19 protein-coding genes are annotated in these 24,622 nt (G+C 33.9%); 2 read left to right on the forward strand and 17 right to left on the reverse strand.

The window, feature by feature from the left end:
• Positions 1 to 107: 107 nt before the first annotated feature.
• From RWL86_RS06500 to RWL86_RS06515, 4 genes are all read right to left on the reverse strand, one after another.
• Positions 108 to 581: a QueT transporter family protein gene (locus RWL86_RS06500; protein ID WP_314078107.1), complete on the reverse strand. Its 474-nt coding sequence runs from the start codon at positions 579 to 581 to the stop codon at positions 108 to 110.
• A complete protein-coding gene (gene queC, locus RWL86_RS06505; RefSeq protein WP_314078109.1) occupies positions 581 to 1,225 on the reverse strand; it encodes a 7-cyano-7-deazaguanine synthase QueC in 645 nt (214 codons plus the stop codon). The genes RWL86_RS06500 and queC overlap by 1 nt, the downstream gene beginning before the upstream one ends.
• 11 nt (positions 1,226 to 1,236) lie before the next feature.
• Positions 1,237 to 1,725, reverse strand: coding sequence for a preQ(1) synthase (queF, locus tag RWL86_RS06510; protein WP_006703907.1), 489 nt, complete (start codon positions 1,723 to 1,725; stop codon positions 1,237 to 1,239).
• Positions 1,726 to 1,893: 168 nt separating this feature from the next.
• Positions 1,894 to 3,240, reverse strand: a complete 1,347-nt coding sequence (locus RWL86_RS06515; RefSeq protein ID WP_314078112.1) for an MATE family efflux transporter — start codon at positions 3,238 to 3,240, stop codon at positions 1,894 to 1,896.
• 181 nt (positions 3,241 to 3,421) lie between these two features.
• Between RWL86_RS06515 and RWL86_RS06520 the strand changes: the two genes are divergently transcribed.
• Positions 3,422 to 4,468: a Fic family protein gene (locus RWL86_RS06520; RefSeq protein WP_314078115.1), complete on the forward strand. Its 1,047-nt coding sequence runs from the start codon at positions 3,422 to 3,424 to the stop codon at positions 4,466 to 4,468.
• A gap of 51 nt (positions 4,469 to 4,519) precedes the next feature.
• Here the strand turns inward: RWL86_RS06520 and RWL86_RS06525 are convergent, their stop codons facing one another.
• Together RWL86_RS06525 and guaB are read right to left on the reverse strand one after the other, a co-directional pair.
• Positions 4,520 to 4,981 (reverse strand): Dps family protein, encoded by a 462-nt coding sequence (locus RWL86_RS06525; protein WP_314078117.1) that lies wholly within the window; start codon positions 4,979 to 4,981, stop codon positions 4,520 to 4,522.
• A 363-nt stretch (positions 4,982 to 5,344) separates the two neighbouring features.
• Entirely contained in the window at positions 5,345 to 6,823 is a 1,479-nt protein-coding gene (gene guaB / locus RWL86_RS06530) for an IMP dehydrogenase (RefSeq protein ID WP_314078120.1), read from the reverse strand.
• 210 nt (positions 6,824 to 7,033) lie between these two features.
• On the opposite strand from guaB, the gene RWL86_RS06535 reads away from it, so the two are divergent.
• Positions 7,034 to 7,714 (forward strand): M15 family metallopeptidase, encoded by a 681-nt coding sequence (locus RWL86_RS06535; protein WP_314078143.1) that lies wholly within the window; start codon positions 7,034 to 7,036, stop codon positions 7,712 to 7,714.
• 49 nt (positions 7,715 to 7,763) lie between these two features.
• Here RWL86_RS06535 and RWL86_RS06540 read toward each other — a convergent pair whose 3' ends face one another.
• The 11 genes from RWL86_RS06540 to RWL86_RS06590 form a co-directional block, all read right to left on the reverse strand.
• On the reverse strand, positions 7,764 to 8,465 hold the full coding sequence (locus tag RWL86_RS06540; RefSeq protein WP_314078123.1) for a hypothetical protein: 702 nt from the start codon (positions 8,463 to 8,465) through the stop codon (positions 7,764 to 7,766).
• Positions 8,466 to 8,686: 221 nt separating this feature from the next.
• On the reverse strand, positions 8,687 to 9,940 hold the full coding sequence (locus RWL86_RS06545; RefSeq protein WP_314078125.1) for an NAD(P)/FAD-dependent oxidoreductase: 1,254 nt from the start codon (positions 9,938 to 9,940) through the stop codon (positions 8,687 to 8,689).
• Positions 9,941 to 10,167: 227 nt separating this feature from the next.
• Positions 10,168 to 11,844, reverse strand: a complete 1,677-nt coding sequence (locus RWL86_RS06550; RefSeq protein WP_314078127.1) for a sensor histidine kinase — start codon at positions 11,842 to 11,844, stop codon at positions 10,168 to 10,170.
• The gene (locus RWL86_RS06555) at positions 11,841 to 12,575 is read right to left on the reverse strand and encodes a response regulator (RefSeq protein WP_314078129.1); all 735 of its coding nucleotides are present in this window, start codon (positions 12,573 to 12,575) and stop codon (positions 11,841 to 11,843) included. Before RWL86_RS06555 ends, RWL86_RS06550 begins: the two co-directional genes overlap by 4 nt.
• Positions 12,576 to 12,767: 192 nt before the next feature.
• Positions 12,768 to 13,883 carry a peptide-methionine (R)-S-oxide reductase MsrB gene (gene msrB / locus RWL86_RS06560; RefSeq protein ID WP_314078131.1) on the reverse strand — a complete coding sequence of 372 codons (1,116 nt, stop codon included), beginning with the start codon at positions 13,881 to 13,883 and terminating at the stop codon, positions 12,768 to 12,770.
• Positions 13,884 to 14,291: 408 nt separating this feature from the next.
• Positions 14,292 to 14,843 (reverse strand): TlpA disulfide reductase family protein, encoded by a 552-nt coding sequence (locus tag RWL86_RS06565; RefSeq protein ID WP_314078132.1) that lies wholly within the window; start codon positions 14,841 to 14,843, stop codon positions 14,292 to 14,294.
• A gap of 17 nt (positions 14,844 to 14,860) precedes the next feature.
• Positions 14,861 to 15,553 carry a cytochrome c biogenesis protein CcdA gene (locus RWL86_RS06570; RefSeq protein ID WP_314078133.1) on the reverse strand — a complete coding sequence of 231 codons (693 nt, stop codon included), beginning with the start codon at positions 15,551 to 15,553 and terminating at the stop codon, positions 14,861 to 14,863.
• 143 nt (positions 15,554 to 15,696) lie between these two features.
• Entirely contained in the window at positions 15,697 to 17,283 is a 1,587-nt protein-coding gene (locus tag RWL86_RS06575) for an amidohydrolase (protein WP_314078135.1), read from the reverse strand.
• A 1-nt stretch (position 17,284) separates the two neighbouring features.
• Positions 17,285 to 18,373: a spermidine/putrescine ABC transporter substrate-binding protein gene (locus tag RWL86_RS06580; protein ID WP_314078138.1), complete on the reverse strand. Its 1,089-nt coding sequence runs from the start codon at positions 18,371 to 18,373 to the stop codon at positions 17,285 to 17,287.
• 149 nt (positions 18,374 to 18,522) lie between these two features.
• Positions 18,523 to 20,649, reverse strand: coding sequence for a C69 family dipeptidase (locus RWL86_RS06585; protein WP_399534597.1), 2,127 nt, complete (start codon positions 20,647 to 20,649; stop codon positions 18,523 to 18,525).
• A 277-nt stretch (positions 20,650 to 20,926) separates the two neighbouring features.
• On the reverse strand, positions 20,927 to 24,622 hold a 3,696-nt coding region (locus tag RWL86_RS06590; protein ID WP_314078140.1), incomplete at its 5' end, for a DUF1542 domain-containing protein.

Genomic DNA, 24,622 nt, shown 5'->3' on the forward strand with positions numbered 1-24,622 from the left:
GAGGCTGCTGGCGACCTCGCTAACACAAAATTTTTCTTTCATCTTTTAGCCTATACGTAAAAAAGACTTCAAAACACTAGTACGTTTCGAAGTCTATTCATCAGTTTCTATTCAGCTACTGTTTTATCTAAAAATCCTTTTAAGAATTTTTCAACAATAAATGTACCTAAGAAGGCAAATAAAATATTCGACACTGCTACGCCAAATACACTAGGCCAGAATGGTACTTGTAAAGAGTAATACAATGCTGCAGCTACTACAAAACCACACCAAATTCCATAAGCAGCACTCTTCACATAAGAATTTTTAAAAATACGATTAAAAATATATAAACTCACTGATTGAATTAAAAATCCAGATAAAATATCAATCGGTCCAAGAGGACTTGGAATATTACTAATCATTACACCAATTAAAATCCCTAATGACAATTGTGGTTTATAAAATGGAACACCCATTAATAAAGTTGATAAACGGAATTGAAACATCCCGTAAGAAATAGGATTAATTAATGTTAAAACAACATATAATGCACCTATTAAAGTATTTTGTGTTAATAATCTAATTTGTTTTTTATTCACTATAAAATCTCCAATCCATTTGCTAAAAAGGCTTTATTTCGATCAATACAAGTTCCACATTTCCCACATGGAGGATAAACGCCATTATAACAACTATACGTCAATTCATACGGAACTCCTAATTCGACTCCTTTAGCAACAATATCTTTCTTTTTCACTTGTCCAAATGGAGCTGTCAATCGAACTTTGCCTCCACTTCCTAATTGAACAGCCTGATTCATTGCTTCAATAAATTCAGGCGAACAGTCTGGATAAATAACTCCAGAATCATCCAAGTGTGCTCCAAAATAAATTTCAGAAGCTCCTTTTTGCATCGCAATTCCTGCTAAAATCGAAATAAAAATTCCATTACGGAATTCCACTTCTGTATTTGCTTCTGTTTGAGTTGCATAATCTCCTGTACTTACTTCGATATCATTTCCAGCATTTAAAGACGATTTACTTCCTGAAAATACAGAACTAACCTCTAAAATTTGATGAGGAACTTTGTAATAAGCTGCAATTTTTCTAGCAGCTTCTAATTCCAATTCCTTATGCTTTTGATTATATGAAAATGAAATAGCTTCGACCTGAGGATCTTGACTCAAAGCAAGTGCTAATGCAGTCGAACTATCGACTCCACCACTTAATAATACTAATTTCATCCTGATTCTCCTTAACGGTTATCCACTTTTTCAGGATATAAATCATGATTCATCATACGGTGGTCTGCTACTTGTTCCCATTTAGTACCTGGTTTTCCATAGTTACAATATGGATCAATAGAGATTCCTCCACGTGGTGTAAATTTTCCCCAAACTTCAATATATTTTGGATCCATTAATTTTACTAAATCTTTCATAATAATATTCATGCAGTCTTCATGGAAATCACCACGATTTCTAAAGCTAAATAAGTATAATTTTAAAGACTTACTTTCTACCATACGTTCTCCTGGAACATAGCTAATATAAATTGTCGCAAAGTCAGGTTGACCTGTAATTGGACATAATGAAGTAAATTCTGGACAATTAAATTTTACAAAATAATCATTTTCCGGATGTTTATTTGGGAATGACTCTAGCACTTCTGGTGCATAATCGTCACGATAAACTGTTTTACTTCCTAAGTGTGTAATTTCTCCCATTTCTTCGTTTTTTCTCATTGTTCTTCCTTCTTTCCGGACTATTAGACATAAAAAATTCCTGAAAAACACCATCGTTTTCCAGGAATTGATTGATCATTTCATGTTCAAATAAGCCCTAGTTTTGTTTATAGACAGGATGGTTACGAACTGTCTGACAAGTATTCTACCATAAATGAAAGAATTTGACTAGTCTTGAACTAAACGATGAATCCATTTTTGAGAATAAACACGGTAAAGTCCAACGACTACTTTTGTCACTTCTTCCATACCTGCACAAATAACAACTACAGTAACTGGTAAATGCCACACTCCTGCTGCTAAAAGAGATAATGGTACGCCGACTAACCATACACAACTCATTTCTAATTTCATTCCATAATGAGTATCCCCACCACCTCTTAAAACACCTACAACAATAACGGAATTAATCGTTTTTAAAATAAAAATGATTCCCATTACTTGTAATAATTGTTGACCAAGAGTATACACTTCTGGACTAATATGTCCAAATAATAATAATGTCCATTGTGGCGTTAAACTTTCAACAGCTCCAATGGCTACACCCGTTATAATGGATAAAATAATAAATCGATGAGCATCTTTTTTCGCTCGGTCAATTTTATTTTTTCCAATACTTTGCCCAAGCATAATACTACAACTACTTCCTAGTCCACGAACGATAACAAAGGCTAAACCTTGAATCGCAACTGCAATTTGCACCGCTGCAGTCGCTTGCGTTCCTACCATCGCATAAGCTGCATTATAAAATACTTGTCCTAACGCCCAGAATGTTTCATTGACAATCACTGGTAAAGTTGTCTTCCAATAGACCGTCCAAAATTCTTTCGGAATTTTTTGCAAATGTCGAATCGGAATTTGAAGCGGACCTTCATAACGTTTGATGACAAAAACTAACACTCCAATTTCAATCATTCTCGCTACAACAGTTCCTAATGCAGCTCCGACAACTCCCATTGCTGGCAATCCTAATTTCCCAAAAATAAAAATATAATTGAAGAAAGCATTGGCAACAAAACTACTCATCGTTGCTATTAATGGAACCCTTGGATTTCCTGTACTTCTTAAAGCACTACCTAAAGAAAAACTCCATGCAGTAATGACATAGGTTAAGGCCGCTACACGTAAGTAGTCCCCACCAGCTTGAACAACTGCTGCATCATGGGTAAATAATTCTAAAATTCCATAAGGAAATAACATTGCAACAAGCATAAATGCAATAGAAATCGCTGTAGATAACATTAAACTTGCCTGATTAATTTTTCGAACTTGAGGAACATCCCTCACGCCCCAAAATTGAGCGAATAAAACTGAGGAACCTGTGTTAATTCCAAAACAAATCAATGTAAATAAGAAAAATACTTGATTCGCTAATCCAACACCAGCAATGCTCGCATCTCCAAGAGAGGAAATCATCATCGTATCTAATGTGTTCAAAAATGAAGTTAGTAAACTTTGCAATGCAACAGGTATCGCAATCGCAAACATTTGTTGATAAAACGCCTTTGAATTCATCTCATCCTCCTTATATTATGTATCTATTTTTTCTAAATCATTTTCTCTTCAACTATTCTATACTTTTAGGGAACTTCTTTCAAATGATTGTATGACTAAACCGTTTTATCCCTTAAAACTTGAATTTTCCCTTAAAAACAGTTAAAATTTAAGGGATAAAACTAACTTTAAGGGGAAAAGCATGAGAAATTTTAATTATAATGAAATCAAAAACAATCTTTGGGATTCAGAAATCTTAGGATTAGTTTCAGCCATTTATAAATATCAAGGCAAGCAAGAACTATTCTTAAAACAAAGACCTGAAGAACTAAATCGATTAATTGAAATTGCAAAAATCCAAAGTACAGAAGCCTCTAATGAGATTGAAGGTATTGTTACAACTAGTACAAGATTGCGAGAATTAGTAGAAGAAAAAACAACTCCTCGAAATAGAAATGAACAAGAAATAGCTGGTTATAGAGATGTATTAAATATTATTCATGAGAATTTTGATGTTATTCCAATTTCAAAAAACTATATTCTTCAAATGCACAAAATGTTGTATAGTCATATGAACAATCCAATGGCAGGTCAAACTAAAAATGTTCAAAATTATATTAGTGCCACTTATCCTGATGGACACACTGAAGTTTTATTCACTCCATTATCACCCTTAGAAACACCTAATGCACTAGAAAAAATTTGTGACGAATATAATGTAATTGTTGGCAATATGGAAGTTGATCCACTTATTGCCATTCCCATTTTTATTCATGATTTTCTTTGTATCCATCCTTTTAATGATGGAAATGGCAGAATGAGTCGATTATTAACAACCTTACTTTTATATAGAAGTGGATTTTATGTTGGAAAGTATATTTCTCTTGAAGCTATTATTGCGAAGAATAAATCGGAATATTATACTTCCTTAAATATTGCTGGAAAAGGTTGGCATGACGAAAAAGAAGACAATATAGCTTTCATTAAATACTTACTAGGAATTATTCTATCAGCTTACCAAGCATTTGAAGATCGTTTTTCAATTGTTGAAGAAAAAATTCCTGCATTAGAAATGGTTAGAAAAGCAACTTATCAAAAATTAGGGCGATTTACAAAACAAGATATCCGTGAACTTTGCCCAACACTTAGTGTAAGTTCTATTGAATTAGCTTTAAGAAAACTAATTTCGGAAGGAGAAATCAAACGAGAAGGTAGCGGAAGATCAATAAATTATGTAAGATTAAAATAGTACCCCAAACAAAAAAAGGATGAGTGACTCATCCTTTTTTGTTTGACTTGATTAGATTCCAGGTGCTTCGTTTAAGTGTGCACGTAGCATCCAAATGGTTTTTTCAATATCGCCTTTGAAGCCGATGCAGATATCTTGTGATACATCATCGCCTTCTTCTCCAGCTGTTTCTAAACCTTCTTGGTATAAATCTCTTAAGTATTCATATCCTACTAATAAATGTCTTACCCATTCATCAATTGAACGTTCGTAAGATGCAGGAATATCTTGAATTTTAGTGTTATCTGCAAATTCACGTAATGTTGAATATGGTGCTCCCCCAATAGTGATTAAGCGTTCTGATACTTCATCTAATTGAGCGTTGATTTCATCCATTAATTTATCCATTGCTGGGTGTAATGTTAAAAATCCACGTCCACGCATATACCAGTGTACTTGGTGAATAATTGCTGCTTGTTGACTTAAGTCAGCTACTAATTGATTTAATACTAATTTTGTTTTTTCTTTTGACATTTGTCATTCCTCCTTTATGAATATAGTATATCACAGAATAGAATAATTCTAAACTAAAACGCTTGAAAAATTTATAATTTTTTAACTATTGAAGAAATAAATAGCCTTTTCGCTGTAGCAAACATGTATGAAACCGAACATTTGCTGCCGTCCTTTACTACTACAGACAAATCCCTATCTCTTCACTGCACCCTCGTAAACACACGTCCAAATAAATGGACTTTTCGCTGTAGCGTTAGTACTAGAAGCCACATTGGCTTCTAGTACAGGAAAACTTGAGACCTTAGGCTCAAGTTTTAGGCATGAGACCGCAGGGCTGCTGCCGTCCTTCGCTACAGCTAGATAAAGTCCAATTTATGCCCTTTACTGGACGGAATAATTAGGCGCTTCTTTTGTAATTTGTACATCATGTGGATGACTCTCTCTCAAGCCAGCACCACTCATACGAATAAATTGCGTATTTTCACGAAGCTCCTCTAAATTATGTGCCCCAACATAACCCATACCAGAACGCAAACCACCAATCATCTGATAAATAATATCACTAGCAGCACCTTTATATGCTACACGACCTTCAATTCCTTCTGGAACACGCTTATTCGCTTCATTTTTAGATTGGAAATAACGATCACTCGAACCATTTTCCATCGCCGCTAAACTACCCATTCCACGATACGTTTTAAAACGACGTCCTTGATAAATTTCAAACTCACCTGGAGATTCATCAGTTCCTGCTAATAAACTACCTAACATAACGACATGCCCACCAGCAGCAATTGCTTTAACAATATCTCCTGAATATTTAATACCTCCATCGGCAATAATCGCTTTTCCATATTCTCTTGCAACTGTCGCAGCATCATAAATCGCTGTTACTTGCGGTACACCAACTCCTGCTACCACACGCGTCGTACAAATAGAACCCGGTCCAATCCCTACTTTTACAACATCCACTCCCACTTCGAATAAAGCGCGAGTACCTTCAGCTGTAGCAACATTCCCCGCAATTAACGTTGCATCTGGGAATATTTCACGAATTTCTTTAATTTTACGGATGACTCCTGCACTATGTCCATGTGCTGTATCGATAACAATCGCATCTACCCCAGCTTCTAATAAAGCTTTCACACGTTCAAAAGTATCTGAGGTAATACCAACTGCTGCAGCTACTAATAATCGTCCGTGTTTATCCTTTGCCGAATTTGGGAATTCGATAACTTTTTCAATATCTTTAATCGTAATTAATCCTGATAAATTTCCTTTTTCATCTACTAACGGAAGTTTTTCAATCTTATGTCTTTGTAAAATACTTTCTGCTTCTTTTAAAGAAGTTCCCACTGGTGCTGTAATTAATGGTTCCTTTGTCATCACTTCTTCAATTTCAATTGTATAATCTGTAATAAAACGTAAATCACGATTCGTTAAAATACCGACTAATTTTTGATTTTCAAATGATTCCACAATCGGTACACCACTAATACGATATTTTGCCATTAATTCTTCTGCTTCTTGTACAGAATGTTTCGGAGTTAAGAAAAATGGATTCAAAATAACGCCACTTTCAGAACGTTTCACTTTATGAACTTCTTCAGCTTGTGCTTCAATCGACATATTTTTATGAATAACTCCTAAACCACCTTGTCGCGCAATCGCAATCGCCATTGTTGAATCGGTAACAGTATCCATACTAGCACTCATCAATGGAATTTTTAAACTTAAATTCTTAGCAAGTTGTACTTGTAAATCCACATCATTTGGTAGCACATGACTTTCCGCTGGAATTAATAGTACATCATCAAACGTATACCCTTCTTTTTGAAACTTCGTTTCCCACATGGACATAATGGAGACCTCCTAGAATCTGTAATTTTTTTAATAGCTACTATACCATGAACAGAATAAAATGCAAGTAGTTTTCCATTAGAAAACGGTTAATTTATGAACATTATTTAATGTTCCTAGTAAAAATATTCTTATTTTCCCGATTTTCATTTCAGCATTTTTTCATTTCAATATCTATGCTACAATAAATATTATGAATAAAGGGGGATTATCATGAAAAAATTCATTTATATGGTAGCAAGTCTAGCATTTTTAACTGCTTGTCACTCTACAACAACAGAAAATAAAACAGAAACTACTCAAACGACTGCTACAGCTGAACAGACCTCTGTAGCAACCAAACAAAGTAATGGTGAAGCAGATCTATCATTAGGCATTCAAATGGTTGTTAACAAAAAACACAAACTTCCTGCTGATTATAATCCAGGAGAAAATCCAAATGCAGGTAAAAATGTAAGAGAAATAATAAAAAAAATGCAAGAGTTAGGGTTCAGTATTAGTAATCAATATAGTGGATTTCGTTCGTATGAGTACCAAACAAAACTGTATCAAAACTACGTGAATAAAGATGGAAAAGAAGCGGCTGACACTTACTCTGCTCGTCCGGGATATAGCGAACATCAAACAGGGCTTGCTTTTGATATTTTAAACGGGGCTGGTGGATTATTAGGAGAAAATCCTCAAGATGAGAAAGCCATTGAATGGTTGCATAGCCACGCTCATGAATATGGCTTTATTGTAAGGTTCCAAGAAGGAAAAGAAGCCATTACGGGTTATCAAGCAGAAGCATGGCATTTAAGATATGTGGGAGATATTGCAGAAAAAATCTACACTTCTAACCTAACATTAGAAGAATACTTTGGCGTAGAAGGCGGCAATTACGCTGATTGATACTAAAGAACAAGCCGTTAATCAAGTGATTAACGGCTTGTTCAAAATATTAATAAATCTGACAATCAGTTACGATTGAATGTTGTTTTTCTTTTAATGATTCCAAGCGTTCTTGATATAAACTTGGAAATGTTGTCATTCTTGCACGAAGAGGTCTTACTTTTAATGCGGAAACTAAATAATCTACAAATAACAAACAATTATTTCTCCACATTGTATACAATTTAAATTGCGTTTTTCTAAATTTATAAAAAGTTACCGGCATGCATTGTACCATGAAATATGCATACATTTCTTCTAACTTTTCACTCACAGGATTAAATGAACAAATATCATCTGGTGGTGACCAAGTAAAAGATTCCTTTAATACTTTTTCCAAACGATTTTTAATTAATTGAATTTGTTCATCCGTTACTTCCAAGCTATAAATATATAGCGTTTTTTGGTAATGTCTCTTACAAAATTTGAAATAATCTTCTCTTGGTGCTTTTAATAATACACCTTCTCCTCTAGCTCCATTTAAAATACAAGCTAACTCATCATAATTTCCATAAGAATATACATAGCCTTCAATACAAATATCTACATGTCCTAAAACTCCCATGCCGATTTCCATTGCATGAACAATAATTTCTAATTTAGATGTTGCTTCTGGAATTGGTCTTTCTAGACTTGTATCCACTTGAGATAAGTCCATTAATGGTAACAACCGAATTCCTTTTTCTACAATTCTTTCTCCCAATTTTACCATATTGAAAGAGATCCACCTCGATTCATTTAACAGTTTCGTTGCCATTATAACATAAGTTTGCTTCATTCGTTACAAAAATCAAAAAACTCCGACAAAATTTGCCGGAGAAAAAAGGATAGAGTTTATTTACTTTTGGGAGGTAAATATTATTCTTTGGGAATGACTAAAGTATAGTCTCTAATTATGAAGATTTTATGATGAAACTATGCTATTTTCATTTTTTACCAACCTTGTGCTGCATGCAATCCAGCAACATATCCTGTTACAAAGGCTGCTGTAATATTATAGCCTCCAGTGTATCCATGAATATCTAATAATTCTCCACAGAAATACACTCCTTGAGTAATTTTTGATTCTAATGTTTTTGGATCTACTTCTTTTAGTTGAACTCCTCCGCCCGTTACAAAACCTTTTTCTATAGGAAGACTTCCACCCACTGTAAATCTAAAGTCTTGAATTGCGTTCAATAATTGTTGCACTTCTTGATCAGTCATTTTACCAATCACTTTTTGTGAAGACAACCCAATTTGTTGGAGTAAAAATTCTGCATATCGTTCAGGCATCCATTCTTTTAACGGTGTTTTCACTGTTTTTTGCGGACTATTTTCTTTCCACTCTTGCCATTTTTCTGCTAACTCCTGTTTTGTTAAATCAGGTTGTATATTTAGTGACATCATAACTTCTGAGATATTGTCTTTTTGTTGTACTTGATGAACAAAGCTTGAACAACGTAATACTGCCGGTCCGCTGATGCCAAAATGCGTGAAAATCATATCCATTTGATGCGTTACAACGGCTTTCCCTTTTTTATTCAACACACTTAACGCAACATTTCTTAAAGAAAGAGCTCGTAATACACCTTCTTTAATGAAAGTTTCATTACTTGTTAGAGGAACTTCTGTAGCAAATAATGGTGTAATGGTATGTCCTACACTTCGTGCAATTCCGTATCCATCTCCAGTTGAGCCTGTTTTCGGATAGGATTTTCCACCAAGTGCTAAAATAACTGCATCCCCTTCGATTCTTTCTCCATTATCTAATTCAACTGCTGAAAACTGTCCTTGTTCTAGTCGAATGGCTTTAGCTTTTACATTTGTTCTTACTTGAATGCCTAATCGTTTAATTTCTTCGATAAATGTATTCAAAATGGTTTTAGCAGAGTCGGATACTGGAAACATTCTTCCATGGTCTTCTTCTTTTAATTTGACTCCTCGATTTTGGAAAAATTCGATAATGTCTTGGTTATCGAATTGGGAAAAGGCGCTGTGTAAGAAGCGTCCGTTTCCTGGAATGTGTTTAATGATTTCGTCTCTTGAGCGGATATTTGTTACGTTGCAACGAGTTCCGCCTGTTAAGAGTAATTTTCGTCCTAAGCTTGGATTTTTATCTAGTAGAATTACTTCTGCGCCTGCTAATGCTGCACTAACGCTTGCCATTAGTCCGCTTGTTCCTCCACCTACTACAATGACTTTCATAATTTCTCCTTTGTATCTTTATTCGTAATTTTACTATAAGGGAAATGATACTTGACCGTCAAACTATAAGGTGAATAAAGAAAAAATACTTTTGGTTATAGTAACAAAGGACGGTAGCAGCCTTGCTTTGCAAGTCTCATACCTAAAATTCGAGCCTCGGTCTCGAATTTTCCTTACTATCTTGTTACTAAAAAAAGTATTTTCTCTTTATTCACTATATAATTCAACTAATTAGAAACAGGAATTGTTAGGCATACTTTTGTATAAGAATTTTCTACTGAATCAAATTCCATTTTAAACTCTTCTCCAAAATATAATGCTAATCTTTCTCGGACATTTTGAATTCCAACTCCTCCTAAAGCTTTATTAGAAGTACCTTGTTTCTTTAATCCTACTCCATTATCTTCAATCGTAATTTTAATATACGGAAACTGATACTGAACTATTAATTGTATTCTTCCTGGGCGATTAATTTCCTTAATACCATGATAAATCGCATTTTCTACTAATGGTTGGAGCACTAATTTAGGTAACAAAATTTCTGGAATATTTTCATCTACTTGAATCTCATAAGATAATTTTTCTTCATATCTTTGTTGCTGAATAAATAAATATTGTCTTACATGATCCACTTCTTTTGTAAGAGTGATTAAATCTTCTCCTCCGTTTAACGCTAATCTAAAATACGTCGCAAGTGCTTTTGTAATCGAAACAACACGAGTTGTATCTTGGAACTCTGCCATCCATATAATTGTATCCAATGTATTATAAAGAAAATGTGGATTAATTTGACTCGATAAAGCCTTTAATTCATAAACTCTTGCCAATTGTTCTTGTTTTCTAGCTTCTATCATTAACTGTTCTAAATGATTTAACATATGATTAAAATGATGAGCTAATTGTTGAAATTCACTAGCTCCATTGGGAATAGCTCTTAAATCAGTTTTCCCTTTTTCAACTTCCTGCATTGTTTCTTCCAAGTGGTGAATAGGAGATAAATGATGCCTCAAAACAATAACCATTCCAATTGAACAACCTATAAAACTTAAAATCGCAATACTAAAAACAATCATGAATAATTGCTTCGATAATTGTTCCCATTGTGAAAAAGTACTAACTCCTACTAATACCCAATTACAATTATCAATAGAAATTTTGTGTACAAAAAAGTTTTTCTCTATCATAGAATCCATTGGACTTTTAGCAATATCTTCTGCAGACATTTGCTTATCGACAGATTGAAAGACTTCGTTATCAGGATGATAAACGATTTTCCCCTCTGTATTAATCACAAACGCATATCCATCATTTCCAAGAGAAAGTTCCTTAATATAATTTTCAAGAGCGTGAGAATCAATATCAAATCGAACGACTCCTAAACTTTCCTTTGTTTTTGATAAAATTTCTTGACTAATAGATAACACATATTTTTCATTTTGCAAGCGACTTGGTAATAATACTGGGTTGTGAGATAAGTCAATTGCTTGTTGATACCATTCTTGCATCATTAATTCATTCGAATTGGCAGATTGAAGATTTTGATCACTTGAAATGATTCTTCCATCTTTTGTCACAATCGTCATCGAAACAAAGTGTTCATTGCTTTTCATAAAGGAATCTAACCAGTTTCGAATACTTATTTGCGAATTATTTTCTTGTTCTTGAGCAAATTGAACAACTTCTGCCTCATTAGCAATGGCGTTAACTGTATATTTTAATTGAGAGACATACTGTTCAATATATCGAGCACTTGTATCAATTCTAGCAGTCGTTTGCCCGGATATATTCTCTTTAAATAATTCACTACTTTTCCAATAAAAGACACTTCCAACAAGAATCAAAATCAAAAATAGCATTCCTAATAAATAGGTAGTTAATTTTATAAACAAGGAATTTTTCTTCATGATTCTACTCCTTTTTGAAATTGTTTGGGTGTTACTCCAACAATTTGCTTAAATCGAACTGAAAAATAATTCACATCTTCCATCCCTACTGCCAAAGCTACTTCATATATTTTCATGGAAGTGGATAATAATAACACTTTCGCTTTATTCATTCGTTGAGTAATAACATAATCTTGAAATGTCATTCCTAGTTTTTTCTTAATTAAGACACTAACATAATTAGGAGTAAAGCCTAATTGTTCTGCAACTTTTACAAGAGACAGGTCAGGATTATCTAATTGACTATGAATGATTTTTTCAATTTCTGTTTCTTCTGAAACGATATCTACTTGGTGAATTTGATTTTCTTTTCGTTCTTTTTCTAATTTACCAACGACTGTGACAAAAAAAGCTTCGATTTCTTTTTTCGAAATAGGTTTTAGTAAATAATCATCTGCTCCTAGTTTTAAGGCAGATAATAGGTAATCAACGTAATCATATCCTGTTAGAAATACGATATGTGTATGTGGATAGTGTAATTTAACTTGTTGAGCTAATGTAATACCGTCCATTTGTGGCATATTGATATCTGTTAGTAAGATGTCGGGTTGTTGTTGTTGAATCATTTCCCAAGCTTGTTTGCCATTTTCAGCTTCTTGTACATCTGAAATTCCCAATTGTTTATAATCAATCAATGAAGTTAGTCCTCTTCTAACAAGAGATTCATCTTCGACAATTAACAATGAATACATTCTCATCCCTCCTATTTCCATTATACTCCGCCTTTTTCAAAAAATTAACCGAAAGTATGCGTAAAGAGAAAATACTTCGCTTTATTCACTACGCCCTCTCATATATATACTCCTAACCAAAAAAGACTTGCCGTTGTAGCAATGAAACAGCAAAGCTGTTTGCTGCCGTCCCCTGCTACAACAGCTAAAGTCTTATTTTACAAAATCCATTAAAAATCCATAGCCTTTTTCTTCCATATCTGCTAGAGGAATAAAACGAATGGATGCACTATTAATACAGAAACGTAATCCACCTTTGTCTTGAGGGCCATCATCAAATACATGTCCTAAATGAGAATCCGCAATACGACTGCGAACTTCAATTCGTTTCATATTAAAACTTGTATCTTCCTTGTAAGTCACGACTTCTGAAGAAATAGGCTTTGTAAAACTAGGCCAACCACAACCAGAATCAAACTTATCTTTTGAAGAGAAAAGTGGTTCACCAGTTGCAACATCCACATAAATACCTGCTTCATGATTGTCCCAATACTCATTAGAAAAAGCCATTTCTGTACGATTTTCTCTAGTAACTGCATATTGCTCCTTCGTTAATGTAGCTTTTAATGTTTCATCATCTGGTAATGGGAATAAACTTGGATCAATAACAGGATCATTTGCTTTAGTTACATCAATATGGCAGTACCCATTTGGATGTTTCTTTAAATAATCTTGATGGTAATCTTCTGCTATAACAAAGTTTCTAAGATTTTCTCTTTCAATTGCAACTTTCTTCCCTAATTGTTCTTCTTTTTCTGCTACTACTTGTTCAACAATTTCTTTATCTTCATCATTTTGATAATAAATACCTGTACGATATTGACGACCTACATCATTTCCTTGTTTATTGACTGATAGTGGATCAATCACTCTAAAGTAATATAATAATATTTCTCGAAGGGATACAACTTTTGCATCATAAGTAATTTTTACTGTTTCTGCATGGTCTGTATCATGAATTAATTGGTAGTTTGTTGTTTCTACTTTTCCATTTGCATACCCACTAACTGCATCTTCTACCCCATTAATTCTTGAAAAATATTCTTCTAATCCCCAGAAACAGCCACCTGCTAAATAAATTTCTTTCATGTCTTTCTCCCCCTTATTTTCTGATTTGTTAACCTTTTGTTGATTAATTAGTGAACTAACTTTTTTCTCAATCGGATTTCCATTCGACTGAGCTATTGATATTGAAGGATGAATGAAATAATAAGAAACAATCAGCAATATAATTAACGTTACAACTCCAATCAATATTTTTTTATCCATTATACCCACTCCTTACATTTTAACGAGATATTTTTGAATCTCTTTATTCACTTGAACGATTCTAATTAAACCAGAATAAATCTACCAACATGAGAGCTCACATCCTCTTATCTATATGTTCCTCTACCCGAAAAGACTTACCATTGTAGCATTAACATGAGACTTGCAAGGCAAGGCTGCTGCCGTCCTCTGCTACTATAGCTAAAGTCTTATTCATACGTCTCCTCATATACATATGATCCACAACCCGAAAAGACTTGCCGTTGTAGTATTAGTTCAATAAGCTAATATGGCTTATTGGACAGGAAAATTTGAGACCTTAGGCTCAAATTTTAGCAATGAGACAGCTTTTGCTGGCTGCTTGCGTCCTCCTACTACAACAGCTAAAGTCTTATTCATAAAAAATATTTACATCTTATCAAGTTGTTTCTGAATATCCTCATTTGATAGATGCCCTGGATGAGCTTGTACTAGTTCTCCATTTGCATTGATGAAAACAGATGTTGGATATCCAATGATTCCCACTTGTTTAAAGAAATCAGGTTTTTCTGCCATTAATACAGGTAAATTTTTATACTCTAATCCTGAAAACCATTCTTTGAAATCTTCAGCTTTTTTCTCACGATTTACACCAGGCGCTACTACACTTAAAACAACCGTATCATCAGAATGATTAGCTGCTAAAGAATCCACTTCTGGCAATCCTGCTAAACAAGTTGGACACCAAGATGCCCAAACTTTGATATATACTTTTTTCCCTTTATAATCTGATAAATTCACCGTTTTTCCATCAAAAGTTTTGAACGAAGCTTCCACTACTTTTTTAGAACTACTATTTTCTTTTTTATCTTTCGAAGCTACTTCAGTAGAAGGTTTCGTTGCATTTGTTTGTTGATTCCCCATTGGTTGACACGCTCCTAATAATAAACTAATTCCAATGAATACATATTTCCATTTCATTTTTCATTCTCCTATCCTTATAAAAATAATACTTGTAATTGTTGGATAATAATCCAAACACCCATTGCAATAATAACAATCCCACCAACTTTCTTTAATAAGAATAATTGCTTCTTCGCAAGATTGAAGGCTTTCATAGCAGCGGTCGAAGCAATCGATAATACTAAAAATGGAATTGATAGACCTAAAATATAAATTCCTAATAAAAACATTCCATACAAAACACTCGCTTGCTGAGTCGCTACTAACGTTAAAACGGAACTTAAAACAGGACCTACACATGGTGTCCATCCAAAACTGAAACTCAAACCTAATAAATAACTACTCCATAATGACTTCTCATTTTTTGTTTCAAATTGTACTGTTTTTTGTTTTTGTAAAGACGTTAATTGAAATACTTCCATTTGATGCAATCCTAGTAAAACAATAATAGTTCCTAAAACTAAATGAAAATAAGGATTATACAATAATTGTCCTAACAAACTAGCAGCAAATCCTAATACAAAGAAAATCGTTGAAATACCTGCTACAAATAAAAACGTTCGAACGACTGGTAACACCGCAACTTCAAATTTTCCAATTTTAATACTGCGAGTTCCTCTTTCACTCATTAATACTCCAAAATAAACCGGAAACAGTGGTAATACACACGGAGAGAAAAATGATAATAATCCCGCAGCAAAAATGCTTCCCCATAATAAAATATCCATTTATACACCTTCTTCTTTAATGTTTGAATTCATTATAATCATTTGTGTTCAAAGAAAACATAGAATCCCCTACACAAATACATGAATTTAATATGATAATAGTAAAAAATGAAGTAGAATCTCTACTTCACTTTCACTCTAACTTAAGCTTCATAAACTTTTTTCCCGTTAATATAAGTCGCTACGACCTGCGTTTTCAAGATTTCTTCTGGACTTTCGTCTAAGAAATTTTTCGATAAAATAATAAAGTCTGCAAAATTTCCTACTTCTAATGTTCCAATATCTAATCGACTAAGTGATTTTGCTGCTCCATTTGTATGAGCCATCAGAGCTTCTTGGGCACTAATTCTTTGCTCAGGCATCAATGCTGGTTCTGGAAGTCCTTCTACTGTTTGACGAGCCACAGCAAAGTACATCGTTTCAAATGGAGTTACATTTAGTACTACCGGAGTATCTGTTCCAAATGCTAGAATCGCTCCTTGAGTAATAAAGGATTGAAATGGAAACATTTGTTTTGCACGAATTTCTCCAACTTCTTCATCTAATGTTTCATATCCCACTAATAAGTGGCTTGGTTGAACCGAAACAATGAGAGATTTTTGAGCTGTCAGCGGTAAGTCCTTTGGGTCCATTACTTCTAAATGCTCAATCGTATTGAATTTATAAGGTGCATCAAAAGGATATTTTTCTTGCGCTTGTTTGAAATTCAATAATGTTAATTCAACTGCTCTATCTCCAACCGTATGAATACGCATTGGCCAACCCTCTTGATTGGCTAATAACGTCAATCGTTCCATTTTTTCTTCCGTTAAAAGTGGTCCTCCCACATCTCCTTCAAAAAATGGCATTGGGTAGGGTTCTTTTAAATAAGCGGTATGCGAACTTGTCACACCGTCATAAAACTGTTTCACGCCACCCATTTGCAACATTGGAGATTGGTAAGTTTGATAGCAACGACGGTTTTCTTCAACTTCTTCTCGCATCGCTGGGAAAAAGCTTACTCGAACTGTTGCATCATCTTCTACACTAGAATACAATTTTGGATAAACAATATCATCAGGGCTTTCTCCTGTTAACGCAACATCGCCAACAGCTGTGATTCCCATCGCATTCAAATGTTTCATATAGTCTAATAATGCTACTTTAGACTCAGCTTCATAAATTGATAGTACTTTAGATAAATAGTAAATCGCAATCGCTTCTAAAAATACTCCTGTTAGTTCGCCATCTTTTTTAACAGCTTCTCCACCAATTTCAGAAGGAATGTTTTCACTCGTTAATCCTAATTCTTCTAATGCTTTTGTATTCAGCCAAATCGTGTGTGCATCTCCAGCAATCAAGCAAATTGGAACTTCACTGGAAGCTTTATCTAAATCTTCTTTTGTTGGTAAAACTTGTTGCCCAAAATCACTCGCATACCAACCAATTCCAATTTTCCAGCCATTATAAACAGGAATTTCTTTTGCTTGAGCAACAACTTCTTCAATCGAAGTCGCTCCGACTGCTTTCATCTTTCCTAAATGAATTAAACTGGATAAATATAAATGCACATGCGCATCAATAAATCCAGGAGTAACCATTTGATCCCCTGTATCAATAATTTCTCCGTCTACTTCTTCATGATAAGGAAGAATAGCTGCAATCTTCCCATCTTTTATTTCTAATATTCCTTCAATCATTTCTTTTGAATCTCCAATAAAGAGATGTTTACTTTTAACAAAATAATGCATATTATAACTCCATTTTAAAATTTAAAAAGGCATCATTGTAGTTAGAAATCCATTCTGTTCCAAGATATTCATAATGCTCTAAACTTTCAATGACTTCTTGTGATGGATAAAAAGTTTCATCTGAAACCACTTCTTCATCTAACAACTCTTTTGCAGCTTCATTTGGTGTAGCATATCCTACAAAGGCTGCATTTCTAGCCGCATTTTCAGGACGAAGCATAAAGTTAATAAACGCATACGCTCCTTCAATATTTTCCGCATTGTACGATAATGCAAAGTTATCCGTCCAAACAGCACTTCCATCTTGCGGTAAAATATATTGAACCGCTGGATTCGCTTCTGCTACAGCAGCTGCGTCTCCTGAATAACCAATTCCAATTGGTGCTTCTTCTAATTTCATCATTGTTTTAATTTCTTCATTTAATACAGCACGTACATTTGGATTTAATGCTTTAATTTTTAATTCCGCTTCTTTTAATTGCGCTGCATCTTTTGAATTAAGTGAGTAACCTAATGACTGCAATGCTAATCCCATTGTTTCACGATTTCCATCTAGTAATAAAATTTTATTTTGGAATTCACTCTTCCATAAATCATTCCAAGTTGTAATACTTTCTGGATCAATATATTTTGTATTCACCATAATCCCAACAGTCCCCCAGAAATAAGGAACTGTAAATTGATTACCAGGATCCACTGGACTATTTAATAAAAATGGCGAAATATTTTCTAAACCTTGAATTTTTGAATGATCCAATGGCTGTAATAAGTTTTGATTTACTAATTTCGTAATACTCGATTCACTCGGAAATACGATATCATAACGAGTACCACCTTGTTTTAATTTTGCTTCCATTGCATCATTTGAATCGAAAGTTTCATAGACCACTTGAATATTTGTTTCTGCTTCAAATTCTTTAATCAAATCTGGATCGATATAATTTCCCCAGTTAAATAAATAGAGCTGCTGTTTTTCACTAGAAGCAGATTCATCTGCAGAAATTTCTTGCGATTGAATATATTTTTTTACTCCTAATAGTAAAAGTACAACGACCAAAATAGATAAAAATAAAGATACTAATTTTTTCATGAAAAACCTCATTTCTCTCTTGTTAGTTTGCAATAACTTGATAGTAATAAAATATCGTTTTCACGTCAACTAGTACGGTCTGAAAAAGAAAAGAAATTGAACGAATAAACGCCCAATTTCTTTCCAATCAAAATCTTACTTCAATACGGTTATACCCATTCTCCATTTTCATTAACTGTATAACCATCTGGTGTTGTCGTATTGACTAATAATTCACCTGAGTCGTTGACATAATACCATTTACCATCAACTTCAAACCACTGAGAAGCTTTCATTGCTCCTGATGATTCTAAATAGTACCATTTACCTTGATCTAGTAACCAACCAGTTTCCATAGCTCCTGAACCATTTAAGAAGTACCATTGACCTTTATCTTTAATCCACCATTTTTGCATAGAACCATTTTGATCTAAGTAGTACCAAGTTCCATCTTGATTAAACCATCCGGTTACTTTTTCGTCGCCTCTATACATCACCCAATGATTGTTTTCTAGAGCCCAACCACTCTTCTTAGGAGTATCAACTTTATCATTCTTCTTCTCTTCTACATTAGCACTTGAATTTGTATAAGTATTTGTATACGTATAAGAATTTGAGTACTGATTTCCTTGAGAAGAAGATTCTGTATGATTTGTTTCTCCATTAGAAGTATTATCTTTATTAGTTCTATAAAGTGTTACATCTTTAATACTAGAAATATCTACAAAATTTCCTTTTAATGGAGTTTTTGCTTCAATTGCTTTTTCCATTTTAGCTTCTGTTTCTTTCATAATCTTAAAGACAGTTTCTGCTATTTTCATGGATTGTTTTGTATAACTATCCGCATTTGCACGAACATAATCATTTGATTTACCACGATATTCATTGATTAATTTGTCTTGATAAGCAAATAAAATTTGTTCTAATTCTTCCCAATTTGATTTAATCGTTTTACCAAATAAATCTTTATGTTCTGTTACCATCTTATCAATATGGTCTGCAACCCAATACCATGAATCTGGATTGTAGTCTCCACCTCTTACTTGATAAGCTTTAAATGTATCTTTAATATGTCCAAAATATGGTACATATGGAGTATTTCGTGAACGGCTTAATCCTAACCACATTGTACCCCCTAGTTCACTTGGTAAATCATTGCGAATTTGATAAATATGTGGATCTACTACATTTTCATTCCCTGGTGCATATTTATATTTTGCACGTTCAGCTTCAGGTAATGCAGCCACATTATCCTTTGGAGTATTATCATTATAAAAATCATATCCTGGAACTTCATCATCTGGAATAAATCCTTCAGATAATGTTTCAAAACGATTTCTTTGAATCTTAATTGCATCTGCTACTGTATAATCTCTACGTGGAGTATCTTGTAAAAATTCATAATACTCATCTTGATAAGTTACAGATGATTGAGGATTTAATAATTTAATGCCGGCATATTGTCTTGAACGATTACGTTCATCTAATTTAGGCGCATAACTTGCTGCTAAATGGAATTTTCCATTCACTTCTTTATAAGACCCTGCTTTTTTAGCTGTTTCGATAATTCCTTTAGAAGCAATGACATTATTTGTATCTGATAAATTCAATGCACCAAGGAAATAAGTATTTGGCATAATTGAGAACTTATCATCTGGATATTTATACGCTACATATTGGTGTCCAGAATAAATTTCCATATACCATAACTCATTTTTATCCGCAATCATAATATTATTTCCTTCAGCGGATCCTTTTTCATCAATAACTTTTGCTAAAAGTTCTACCCCTTCACGTGCAGTTTTAACACGTGGTAAAATCAATGTTGTCATCCCTGCTTCTGCAAGTCCATTTTTAACAAGTGGATCTACTTCAAGGACATCTTTTCTAGGTGTCGCTGTTAATGTCGCTGTTAAAGATACACCATATTCATTGAAACCATGTTCATCAAAGATACCTTCGTCTGTATCTCTCGAATCATCTGATACAGATGTATATTTGAATTCATGACGTAAATGAGGATACGTAAGTCCAGTAGATATATCTTCAAACATAGCGCCTTCTTCATAATCTTTTGCAGGATTTACAATAAAGTTTTTGTTATGTGTATGTTGTTTAGCAACTGTTCCGTCTCCGTGTTTATATGGATAATCTTCTGTACGTCCATATAAAGTGGAACCGTCTTTCGTTAATCCTTTTCCGATAATAAATCCTGAACATGCCTCTACAGATTGTAATGATAATACAGTACCAATAATGACGCTTGACAATAATAGTTTTGTTATTCTTTTATCCATCCCTATCTCTCCTTTTGTAAGCCTATTTATTTATATTATTCATTCAAACTTCACACACTCTTCTAGTCACTTCCTCCTCGTGTTTTTTGTCACAATAATTATACAGCTAAATGTTTACGCTTTCAATAATTCTTCCTATTTTCTAATGAAATTAATAGTCTTGTAAACTTTCGTAAGCAATATCAACAAATAAGCTCTCCACTTTCTGCGGAGAGCTTATTTGGATACTCTTTTCTATTCTATTACGAACTACTTTTGAAATTTGAAAACAGATTGATTATTTTTCTTCTGTTTCTTTTTTCTTGCTAGGAATTGCTAATCCTAATCCTGTTAGAATTGAGATTGCTGCTGCATTAAATACAACGAACTCACTTCCTGTTCCTGTAGCTGGTAATTCTTGTCCTCTTACATTAGCAGCATCTAATGATGTTGGATTTGAATTTGAATAATTTTGAGCGTCTTGTGCATTCTGAGCATTTTGTGCATCTTGAGAATCTTGATTATCTTGAGCATTTCTTGCTGGTTGAATTGCTTTAATCTTCGCAACAGCTTTCGTTACAAGTTGTTTCACTGTATCGACATCTTTTGCTTTTGCGATTTCATCTAATGCTGCTTGTTTTTCAGCATCAACTTTAGCAAATAATTCTTCTTTTTCTGCATCTGATAATCCCGCTTCTTCTAATTGAGCTTTCTTAGCTCTTGCAGCTTCTTCAAGAATATTCTTAGCCGCTTGTTTCGCATACTCTACTGCATCAGAATTTGCTTGCGCATTTTGATTTGAACCATTTCCACCATTATTTCCTGGTTGTGGCTGTGGTTGTGGTGTTGGAATTGGTTGTGGGTCAACGTTTTTAATAGCTGTTTCCACTTCCTTAACAACGTTTGCTACCTCTTCTTTTGTAGTTGCTTTACGAACATTTTCGATAGCTTTTGCTTTTAAGTCTTCGATTTCCTTAATTGCTTTATCTTTTTGTTCTTGTGTTAAGCCTGCATTATTCTTAATTGCATCTGTTTGATCTTTCGCAGCTTGTTCGATTTCAGCAATTGCTTTCGCTTTTTCTTCGTCTAACTTAGAAGGATCAACTGGTTTAACACCTTCAGCAGAATTAGCTTTTGGATCGAAATCTGTAATATTCTTAGCAGCAGCTTCTCCAATTGCTTTAGCTGTTCCAGCACTTGTAGCATTTTCGATTTGTGATTTAGCATCTTCTTTTGCTTTATTCACTTTTTCGATTGCTGCTGCCTTTTCAGGATCTGATAAATCACTCGCTTTAATTTCAGCAATCTTCTTATTCGCAGCATCTTCTACTTGTTTTTTAGCGTCTTCTTTCGCTTTAGCAAGGTCGTTTACTTCTGGACGTTCACCTTCATAAACTACTACTGGAACTTTAACCGTTACTTTGTTTCCATTCGCTAAAGTTATTTCAACTAGAGCTTCTTTAGTTCCTGTTTCAGTTGTAGTTGGTATAGAAACAACTTTGGCAGTAACACCTTCAACTAGTGTTAATTGTTTTAAGATATCTTCATCAGTTAAAGCTTTACCTTTTTCAACTGCTACCTCACCTGCTACTAGAGCATCTTGAATTGATAATTCTGGTAACGCTGGACGTGTAACTGATGCACCTTTAGAAGCTTTCACAATATATTCTGTAGGCAAGTTACCTTTTGGTGTTTCAACATTTCCTTGATTATCTACTGTGATATCTTTTTTATCTAATCCTGGATTTGCCTCAGCAACAGCATCCTTAACTGCTTCTTTTTCTTTTTCTGTTAGACTTTCAGGATTTCCAACCACAATTGGTTTAGTAGGAACATTTAATACTGGTGTTACTACATCTCCTGCTGGTAAGTTACCTTTTGGTGTTTCAACATTTCCTTGGTTATCTACTTTGATATCTTTTTTATCTAATCCTGGATTTGCTTCAACAACAACTTTCTTAACTGCTTCTTTTTCTTCGTCTGATAACTTGTTAGGATCTTTTACCTCTACAGGTGTTGTTGGTTTCTTCAAGTTAGACGTTATAACATCTTTTGCTGGCAAGCCACCATTTGGTGTTTTAACATTCCCTTGATTGTCTACTTCAATATCTTTTTTGTCTAATCCTGGATTTGCTTTTGCAACAGCATCTTTAACTTTATCTTTTTCCTCTTTCGTTAAAGAGTTTGGATTGCTTACTACAACTGGAGCTGCTGGTTTATTTAAGACTATTGTTACAACATCTTCTTTTGGTAGATTTCCATTTGGTGTTTCAACATTTCCTTGATTGTCAACTTTAATTTTATCTTTTTTATCCGCTAAATCTGGATTTACAGCTACAACAGCATCCTTTATAGCTTCTTTTTCTCCATCCGTTAAATTATTAGGATCTTTGACAATAACTTTCGTTGTTGGTTTCTTCAAGGATGGTGCTACTACATCTTCTGATGGTAAATTACCTTTTGGTGTTTCAACATTTCCTTGGTCATCTACTTTGATATCTTTTTTATCCAATCCTGGATTTGCTTCAATAACAGCTTTCTTAACATCTTCTTTTTCTTTTTCTGTTAAGTTATTAGGGTCTTTTACTTCAACTGGTGTTGTTGGTTTCTTCAAGGTAGAAGTTACTACATCTTTTGCTGGTAAATTACCTTTTGGTGTTGTCACATTTCCTTGATCATCTACTTTAATTTTGTCTTCAGTTAATCCTGGATTTGCCTCTGCAACAGCTTTCTTAACCAATTCTTTTTCTTTAACTGTTAAACTATTTGGATTTTGTACTTCAACTAGTTTATTTGGTTTATTTAAGACTGTTGTTACAACATCTTCTTTTGGTAGATTTCCTTTTGGAGTTGTTACACTGCCATCAGGATTTACTGTTACATCACCTGGTTTTAAGTTTGAATCTTTATTCGCTTCAGCAACAGCATTTTGGATATTTTCTTTTTCTTTGTCTGTTAATGAAGCTGGATTTCCAACTACAACTGGTGTTGTTGGTTTCTTCAAGGCTGGAGTTACTACATCTTTTGCAAGTAATTTATCCCCATTCTTAGTTGTTACATTACCTTTGTCATCAACTGTAATATCATCTTTGTTTAGACCTGGATTTGCGTTAGCTACAGCTTCTTTGACTTTTTCCTTTTCATCATTTGTTAACTGATTTGGATCAGCTACTACGACTGGTGTCGCTGGTTTATTTAATGCTTGAGTAACAACTTTTTCTGCTTCCAAAATTCCTTTAGGAGAACTTACATTCCCTTTATCATCAACAAGGACTTCAGATTCTTCTAATGAAGGGTTAGTCGCCACAATCGCTTTTTTAACAGCATCTTTTTCTTCATCTGTTAAATGATTGATATCTGTTACTTTAACTTTTTCTTTTGGAGGATTTAGTCTTCTCTTAGCTGTTTCTGTAATATCTTGTGGAGTATGAACAGCAGCAATTTCTTGTCTACCTTTTTCTGTTGCCGATGCTATATCTTCTGGCGAAGTTGCTTTGTTGATGTTTTCTTCGTGTTTTGCTTTAAGTTCATCAACTTGTTTCTTCAATGCTGCTTTTTCTTTTTTAGATAATGCATTGTCTTCATCAATTTCAGCTTTTTCAGCATCTGCAGCTTTTGTTAGATCAGCTTTTGCTTTGTCCTTATCAGTTGCTTTTCTTACAGGTACTTCGATTTCGTCTTTTGATCCATCTGGATACGTAACTTCTACTACAACTACTTTCTTACCTGTATTCGCTCCTGTTCCATCCACGATTGCTCCGTCATTTTTAACTTGTTTGTCTGTCGGTTGTGGTTGTCCTTCTGGTACTACTACAGCTTCTGTAATTGCTTTTTTGTCTGTTTCCGCTACTTTTTTATCTGTTGCTGGATCTACGCTTACTGGCACTTCTCCTGATGTGATTTCTTCTTTCACTTTTGGAGTTGCTTTTGCAGCATCTGTTCCTTCTACTGGTACTTCTACTACATCTTTGCTTCCGTCTCCGTAGGTTACTTC

The sequence above is a fragment of the uncultured Granulicatella sp. genome, assembly GCF_963515095.1.
Lineage (GTDB): Bacteria > Bacillota > Bacilli > Lactobacillales > Aerococcaceae > Granulicatella.